A 7,819-nucleotide genomic window follows, 5' to 3' on the forward strand; every position below is an offset into this window, starting at 1 on the left:
CCGCTGGGCCTACTTCCGCCGGCGCTGCTGGTCGGAGGGTCTCAGCAAGGCGCTGGTCGCCGGCCTGGCCGACCCCCGGCGCGCGCTGTCCGCCGAGCGCCGGTACGCCACCCGCGTCCTCCCGGCGGGGATCGCCAGGGACCTCGGCGCCGCCGTGCGCACGCGCGACGGCTGGCGCCTGGCCAGTGCGGCGACCAGCGGCACCGGCCTCGCGATCACCGCCCTCGGGTATGCCGCCGGGAGGCTCGGCCGGAGCCGGCGTCTCGCGCGAGCGGCCAGGCCCCCAGGACCCCTCACCGACGCGAGCCCGCACCGCACCGCACCGCACAGCACCACCCCGAACGGCGCCGCCCCGAACGGCGCCGTCGTCACCGCATCACCGGCCCCAGCGGCCCTGACCTCCCCAGGGGGATGACATGTCCACGTGGCCCCAGGACCCACTGAACTTCGACGTCCACGGCCGGCTCGGCATCCGGGTCGCCGCCAACGCCCCCACGGCCGCCCAGCTGCGGTCCATGCTGCGGTGCTTCGCCACGGAGGACGAGGTCTCCCCCGACATCACGGTCGACAACCGCCCCGAGCCGATGCCCGACGCGGCGCTGCTCGAACGCGAGCTGGCCTACACGCCGAACGCCGTGCGCTTCGTCGAGGAGCGCGTCCAGGTCGTCCGCGACGGGGACCGCTTCCGCCTCCACGGCCCGGGTGAGCTGCTGACCTCCCTCGTCCCGGTGCTCGACCGGGCCATGGTCATGCGCGGCGCCGCCATGTTCCACGCCGCCACCCTGGCCTTCGAGGGGCACGCCATCGCCCTGCCAGCGGCCGGTGGGACGGGCAAGACCAGCACGGCGGCCAAGCTGATGCGCCGCGACGGATGGTCGTTCATGGGCGACGACTGGGCCTTCCTGACCGACGACGCGACGGTGCTCGGCTACGAGAAGCCCCTGTTCATCAAGCCGCACCACAAGGCGATCTACCCCCACCTCTTCGAGGGAGCCCGCAAACCCCTGGTACCCCGGCGCTTCTCGCAGACGGTGGGATCGTTCACCACCCGCGTCCACCCCTACGTGATCCGGTACCCGCGGCTGGCGGACCTCGCGCGCCGCTGGTCGCCCGAGCACCGGATGGTGGATGCGCGCAGGGCCTTCCCCGGGAGGGTGCCCACGACGACCGCGCCCCTGGCCGCGGCCGTCTACATCGAGCGCTTCGAGGGGGCCCGCGCCCGCCTCCAGGACCGCAGCACCACGTGGATGGTGGACCGGATGCTCGGCAACTTCCAGATCGAGATGGCCGGCTTCTCGCAGCGCGTCGTCACCGGGCTGGCAGCCACCTCCGTCATCCCCTGGCGCACGCACGTCGACGAGAAGTGCGACATCCTCACCAAGGCGCTCGACGGCCGGCCCTGCCACGTCCTCCAGGTCCCGAGCGTGTACAGCGCCGACGAGGCGTCCGACGTGATCGTGCAGCTCCTGGAGAAGCTGGTCCCCACGGTGCTGCCTTTCCCGGCATAGGCCCGGTGATGGCGCCCTCGACCGCCGACATCACCGCGGTGGTGCCGGCCCGCAACGCCGAGGACCTGCTGCCCCGGTGCCTGGCCGCCCTGCGCGCCAGCAACCTCGCGGAGGTCATCGTCGTCGACGGCCTGTCGACGGACCGCTCCCGCGAGGTCGCCCGGTCGCAGGGCGCCAGGGTGCTCAGCGACGAGGGTCGCGGCCTGCCCTGGGCACGAACCCTCGGCACGCGCGAGGCCGGCTCCCGGTACGTCCTGCTGGTCGACGCCGACGTCGTCTTCGCGGAGGGCCAGGTGGCGGCGCTCCTGCACGAGTGCGTCTCCGGCCGGTACGACGCCCTCCAGGCCGGGCTGCGCAGCGTCGGCGGTCCCGGCTACTGGGGCCGCGCCCTGGCCCACCACCACCGGACGGGCCGGAGCCGCAGGTGGTTCGGCCTCGTGGCCACCGTCGCCGAGAGGGAGGTCATGCTGCGGACGGGCTTCGACGAGCGCTTCCGCTCCGGCGAGGACATCGAGCTCCGTTGGCGGATGCGCCGCGCCGGGATGCGGACCGGTGTGTCCGAGACCGTGGTCGTGGAGCACCGCTTCGCCGCCGACACCTACGCCTTCGCCCGGGACCAGTTCCTCATGGACGGCTTCGGCATGGGCCGGATGATCCGGACGAACGGCTGGCGGGGAGTCCGGCTCGCGGTCCTGCCGGCGGCAGCTGCGGCGCGGGGCGTGCTGCTGAGCCTCGTCCACCGGGAGCCGCGCTGGGTCCCCTACTACGCGGCCTTCTGCGGCGGGAACTACGCCGGGATGCTCCAGGGGCTGAGGCGATGACCCGCAGCGACGCCCTGACCGGCCCACGCCACGACCTCGAGCGCCGGTCCCTGGCCCACAACTCGCTGGGGCTGGTCCTGGGCAAGGGACTGCAGACCGCCGCCGGCTTCCTCTTCTGGGTCATCGCTGCCCGCTCGGCATCGGTGCAGGAGGTCGGGCTGACCGCGGCCGCAGCCTCGGCGGTGATGCTGTGCACCCAGGTGGCCGCCCTGGGTGCAGGCTCAGCGGTCATCCTCGCGGTCGGGCGCGGCCGCCCGGCCCAACCGACCCTCGACACGGCGTTCAGCGTGGTCGCGGCGGCGGGCGTCCCCCTGGCGCTGGGCTACCTGCTCCTCGCCTCCGCGCTGGACCCCGACGCTGCCGCAGCCGCGGCATCACCGGCCGTGTGGGTCGTCTTCGTCGTGGCCGTGGTCGCCGGCACCCTCATCATCGTCGTGGACCAGGCACACGTGGCCCTGGGACGCGGGGCGACCTCCGGGCTCCGCTACGCCCTGGGCGGGCTCGCGACCCTCGCCGCGGCCGGGGTGGTCGCCTGGCAGGGCGCGGGTGGGACGGCGGCCCTGCTCACCTGCTGGGCCCTCGGCGCGGTCGTCGCGTGCGTGGCCGGGGCGGTGCAGCTCCGCCGGCTGATCGGCTACCGCTACCGGCCGACGTTCCGCCTCGGCCGCTGGCGCAGCCTGCTCGGACTCGGCGTGCCCAACCAGCTGCTCACCCTGACCGAGCGGGCCCCGGGGCTGCTCCTGCCGGTTCTCGTCGCGCACGCCGTGTCACCGGAGACGGCCGCCTACTGGTACCCCGCCTGGATGATGGCCTGGGCGGTCTACAGCGCACCGGTCCTGATGGGCATCGTGCAGTTCTCGGAGGGTGTGCGCGCCCCCGAGGCCATCGGGAGGACCAGCCGGCACAGCCTCTGGTGGTCGCTGGGCGTGGGCGCCGCGGTCGCAGCGGGGCTCGCTCTCGCCGCCACCCCGCTGCTGCGCCTCCTCGGGCAGGAGTACAGCGACCAGGCAGCCGGAGCCCTCCGCCTGCTGGTGCTCGGGCTCTTCGGGTACGCGATCGTGCAGGGCTACAACGCCGTCTGCCGCGCGCGCAGCCGCCTCACGGAGGCGATCACCGTCAACGCTGTTCTCGGCGTGCTGCTCTGTGCGGTGCCACTGTGGGCCGCGGACCGGGGCGTGACCGCCATGGCCCTCGCGTGGGTCTGCGTGCTCGCGGCCGGAAGCCTGGCCACCGGTGCGCGGCTGACGGCCCTGCTGAGGCAGGTTCCCCGTGGCTGAGGTGACGAGCACGAGCCAGGCCGCCAGCCCGCTGCCCCGGCCCGGCCGACGCTGGTCCCTGCAGGACCGGGTGTGCGTCGCGGCCGCCCTGCTCGGCGCCGTCGTGTCAGCCCTCGCCGCGACGACCGTGACCCTTCCCGTGGAGAGCGACCTGGGCCTGGTGGCCAGCCTGCCCCTCGCCTACTGGGCCGGTCTGGCGGTGATCAACGTCGCGCTGGCCGTGACCCTCTTCAGTGGCCGGGCGGACCGACCCAACGGCTGGCTGATGGCGTGGCTGCTCGCAACGCTGGTGTTCGTCATGTTCGGGGTTGCCGCCCTGGTCACCGACGACCCGAGGGGCGAGGTGTCCTGGCGGCACGTGGGCATCGCCGACACCCTCCAGCGGACGGGGGAGATCAACCCCGAGGTCGACGCGTACTTCAACTGGCCCGGGTTCTTCGCGCTCCTGGCACTGGTCTCCAAGACCACCGGCGTGAGCGCCCTCGAGATCGCCCTCTGGGCACCTGTCGTCACGGTGGGACTGTGGCTGCTGGCGCTGGCGCTGGTCGTGCGTGCCCTCTCGGACGACCCGCGGCGCCTCTGGCTGGCCCTGTGGGTGTTCTGCCTCGGCAACTGGCAGGACCAGGACTACCTCTCGCCGCAGGCCTTCGGCTTCTTCCTCCACCTCTGCGTCCTCGCCCTGCTGCTCGGGGCCCTGCGCGCGAACACGCCGAAGCTCGAAGGCGTGGCTCCGGCGCGCCTGCTCCGGTGGTGGCGTGGCCGGACACCGGGCGAGCCCGACGCTCGCCGCAGGGTGGCGGCCCTGCTCGTGTGCATCCTGCTCGTCGTCGTCGTCACCGGCAGCCACCAGCTGACGCCGTTCATGCTGCTCATGGCGATCGGGGTCCTCACCGTCTCGGGCCGCAGCTGGGCGCCCGGGCTGCTGCTGCTCACCCTGGTGGTCGTCGGGGTGTGGCTGGCCTACCCCGCCAGCTCCTACCTGCTGGGTCACCCGCCGCTCGCGGACATCGGGCTGGACCAGGCGGCCACGGCCAACGTCGCCGAGCGCGTCGCGGGGAGCTCCGGCCACCTCCTCATCGTCCGGCTGCGGATGGCCCTGGCCGCGGCGCTGTGGCTGCTGGCCGCCGCCGGTGCCCTGGCCGACCGGCGCCGCGGCCGCCGCGACATCCGGCCGGTGCTCCTGATGGCCGCTCCGTTCGTCCTGCTCCCGGCCCAGTCCTACGGCGGCGAGATGCTCATCCGGGTCTCGCTGTTCGCACTGCCGTTCACGGCCTACCTGGCGGCCGGCGCCCTCCTGCCCCGTCGCTGGCCGCCTCGCGCCCGCGTCGTCCGCGTCGTGGGGCTGGGCCTGCTGTGCTCGGCCCTCGCCGGCCTGATGGTGACCGGCCGCTACGGCAACGCGGGGTTCGACATGTTCACCGAGGACGAGATCGTCGCGGCGCAGAAGATGTACGAGCTCGCGCCCGACGGAGCCACCGTCATCGCGGCAGCCCACCCGACACCGTGGAGCAACCGGGAGTACGTCGAGCGCAACCACCGCACCATCAAGGACCTGTGCCGCACGGCCACCGGGCCCCACGCCTGCGCGGTGCTGATCCACGAGTACGCCCTGCACCACCGCGGTGGCGCACTCGTCCTGATGAACCGAGCGTCCCAGGCCAGCCTGGTCATGACCGGCGTGCTGGCACCGGGGTCGTTCGAGCAGTACGAGCGCGGTCTGCGGGAGCTGCCGGGCACCACGCTGGTCTACGAGAACCCCGACGCCCGGATCTACCGGATTGGAGCGCCATGACGCCCCCACCCCCATCCCCATCCCCGGGCCCCCACGCGCCCAAGCACGAGAGCCCCCGCCAGCACGACCCGTTCACGCTCGGGCTCGCCACCGCGGGTGCCGTCGTGCCGGCGGTGGTCGTGGTCGGGGTGCCGCAGCCCCTGCAGGCGCTCCTGGCGGCGGTGCTGCTGCTCGCGCTGCCCGGGGCAGCAGTGGTGCGCCTGCTCGACCCGGCCCTGCAGCCCCTGCCCCTCCTCGTCCTGGCGATGGCCATCAGCCTCGCGCTGGCGGGGGCCCTTTCCACCGCCCTCCTCTACGCCGGCACCTGGTCCTGGCAGGTCTGCTGCGTGCTGCTGGGCGCCGTGACCCTCACCGCCTGCGCCGTGCGCGGAGCGGGGGTGCGGACGTGACCGCCGGACTGGCAGGCCTGCTGCTGTCGCTCGCCCTCGTCGGGGTCGTCGTCGCGCGCGAGGTGAGGCGCGTGGCAGCTCCCGAGGTGATGGGCGTCCGGCGGCTGACGCTGCGCGGTCGGGCTGTGCCGCTGTGGGTGGAGGCCCTGCTGTGGGTCGCCGCCGCCGTGCTGGTGGCCCCGCGAGTGGTCGGCCTGCTGGCCTAGGGATGGCCGGCATGGTCGGGCCCCGCACACCGAGGCGCCTGCCGTGACACCTCGGAGACGCTGGTGGGTGGTCAGCGACCTGCACCTGGGCACCGGGGAGCCCGACGTTCGCTGCACGTCAGCGGCATTCGTCCAGTTCCTCGAGGGCGTCGTGGCCGCCACCGGCCCGTCCGACATGACGACGCTCGTCCTCCTCGGCGACGCCCTCGAGCTGCGCGCCCGCACCGGGCGGGGCGCCCGCGCGCGCGTGGACGACCTCGCCGCCGCCCATCCCGAGGTCTTCGCCGCGCTGCGGCGGTGTCTGGGGGCTGGCGTGCAGCTCGACATCGTGGTGGGCAACCACGACGTCGACCTCGTCCGGCCGGCGGCCGCACAGCGGCTCGGCGAGCTGCTCGGCGTCCGGGGGGACGGTCTGCGGATCCACCCCTGGGCCCTGCACGTCCCCGGGGTCCTCTTCGCCGAGCACGGCCACCAGCACCATGCGGTGCACCGGTTGCCGACCCTGCTCCTGGCCGCCGTGGACGACGACACCACCGTGGAGCCGTCACCGCTCACGGCATGGGCCGCGAGGCGGGGTGGTCCACGCGAGGCCGTGATGGCCGTATGCCGCGCGCTGGCGGCCGCGCGCGCGGCCGAGCGCCGGGCCGGGAGCGCCGCCTACCAACGGGTGCTCGCCGCGGAGGCAGCCCGTCTCGGGCTCCGGCCCGAGACGGCCCGCGACCTCTGGCGGGTCTCCCGGTTCCGGCTGGTGCCCGTGGCGGCCGCCACGGGCTGGCGCCTCCTGCGCCGCCTCCTCGCCCGCCTCGTCGCCCGCCTCGCCGCCCGCCTCGCCACCCCCCTCGTCACCCGCCGCGGTGGGGCCGCCCACCGCGTGGCCACCGGGCCCCCGCCGCACTCGGCACAGATCGCCCTCACCCTGGCGGCCCACGGCGCGCCGGTCGCCTGGTACCTCTGTGGCCACACCCACCGCGCCGCAGAGGCTCCCATCACCGGCACCACCACGCGGTGGGCGAACTCCGGCACGTGGTGCTCCGACATCCGCGGCGCCGGGCCGGACCTCGACGACCCGCGGCTGTTCCCCGTCGTCCTCATCGACGCTGACGGCGACGGATCCGTGCAGGGCGGCCTCGAGTACTGGCGGGTCCCCGCGGCCGTGCCCCCGCGGCACACCCCGGAGCGCCTGAGCGGGTGACCGGCGACGCCACGCCGTCTGGGAGGATGAGCGCCATGGCCTCGCTTGCTGACGCGACACCCCCCTTCGCCCTCGGCGCCCTCGACGGCCGCTACCGCAGCGCCGTCGCCCCGCTCGTCGACCACCTCTCCGAGCCGGCGCTCAACCGCGAGCGCGTGCGGGTCGAGGTCGAGTGGCTGGTCCACCTCACGACGCACCAGGTCGTGCCGGGCGTGCGCGCCCTGACCGACGACGAGCAGCAGGCGCTGCGCGCGGTCGTCGAGGAGTTCGGCCCCGAGCAGGTCGCCGAGATGGGCGAGATCGAGCGGGTCACCCAGCACGACGTCAAGGCCGTCGAGTACTTCCTCAAGCGCCGGCTCACCGAGATCGCGCCGGCACCCGAGGACAAGGGCCTGGCCGAGCTGATCCACTTCTGCTGCACGTCCGAGGACATCAACAACCTCTCCTACGCCCTGATGGTCAAGGGCGCGGTCGAGCAGGTCTGGCTGCCCAGGGCACAGGCGCTGGTGGAGGCGGTCGCGACGATGGCCTCCGACCTGCGCGAGGTGCCGCTGCTGGCGCACACCCACGGCCAGCCCGCGACCCCGACCACCATGGGCAAGGAGCTGGCCGTGCTGGCCCACCGGCTCCAGCG

At 74.4% G+C, this 7,819-nt stretch carries 8 protein-coding genes and 1 pseudogene; all 9 read left to right on the forward strand.

Features of this window, described 5'->3' with window-relative positions; all coding sequences use genetic code 11:
- A pseudogene (locus VIB11_RS16205) lies at window positions 1-415 on the forward strand (hypothetical protein); the annotation flags it as partial.
- A 1-nt stretch (window position 416) separates the two neighbouring features.
- Window positions 417-1,508, forward strand: coding sequence for a hypothetical protein (locus tag VIB11_RS16210; RefSeq protein ID WP_332032596.1), 1,092 nt, complete (start codon window positions 417-419; stop codon window positions 1,506-1,508).
- Window positions 1,509-1,516: 8 nt separating this feature from the next.
- A complete protein-coding gene (locus tag VIB11_RS16215) occupies window positions 1,517-2,329 on the forward strand; it encodes a glycosyltransferase (protein WP_332032598.1) in 813 nt (270 codons plus the stop codon).
- Entirely contained in the window at window positions 2,326-3,606 is a 1,281-nt protein-coding gene (locus VIB11_RS16220) for a polysaccharide biosynthesis protein (RefSeq protein ID WP_332032599.1), read from the forward strand. The genes VIB11_RS16215 and VIB11_RS16220 overlap by 4 nt, the downstream gene beginning before the upstream one ends.
- Window positions 3,599-5,398: a glycosyltransferase gene (locus tag VIB11_RS16225; protein WP_332032601.1), complete on the forward strand. Its 1,800-nt coding sequence runs from the start codon at window positions 3,599-3,601 to the stop codon at window positions 5,396-5,398. The genes VIB11_RS16220 and VIB11_RS16225 overlap by 8 nt, the downstream gene beginning before the upstream one ends.
- Window positions 5,395-5,787: a hypothetical protein gene (locus VIB11_RS16230; RefSeq protein WP_332032603.1), complete on the forward strand. Its 393-nt coding sequence runs from the start codon at window positions 5,395-5,397 to the stop codon at window positions 5,785-5,787. Before VIB11_RS16225 ends, VIB11_RS16230 begins: the two co-directional genes overlap by 4 nt.
- Window positions 5,784-5,993, forward strand: coding sequence for a hypothetical protein (locus VIB11_RS16235; protein WP_332032604.1), 210 nt, complete (start codon window positions 5,784-5,786; stop codon window positions 5,991-5,993). Before VIB11_RS16230 ends, VIB11_RS16235 begins: the two co-directional genes overlap by 4 nt.
- A gap of 43 nt (window positions 5,994-6,036) precedes the next feature.
- Window positions 6,037-7,185 carry a hypothetical protein gene (locus VIB11_RS16240; protein WP_332032606.1) on the forward strand — a complete coding sequence of 383 codons (1,149 nt, stop codon included), beginning with the start codon at window positions 6,037-6,039 and terminating at the stop codon, window positions 7,183-7,185.
- Window positions 7,186-7,220: 35 nt separating this feature from the next.
- Window positions 7,221-7,819: lyase family protein (locus VIB11_RS16245; protein WP_332032607.1), on the forward strand; the 599-nt coding region annotated here is incomplete at its 3' end.

It is taken from the genome of Pedococcus sp., from assembly GCF_036554925.1.
GTDB lineage: Bacteria > Actinomycetota > Actinomycetes > Actinomycetales > Dermatophilaceae > Pedococcus_A.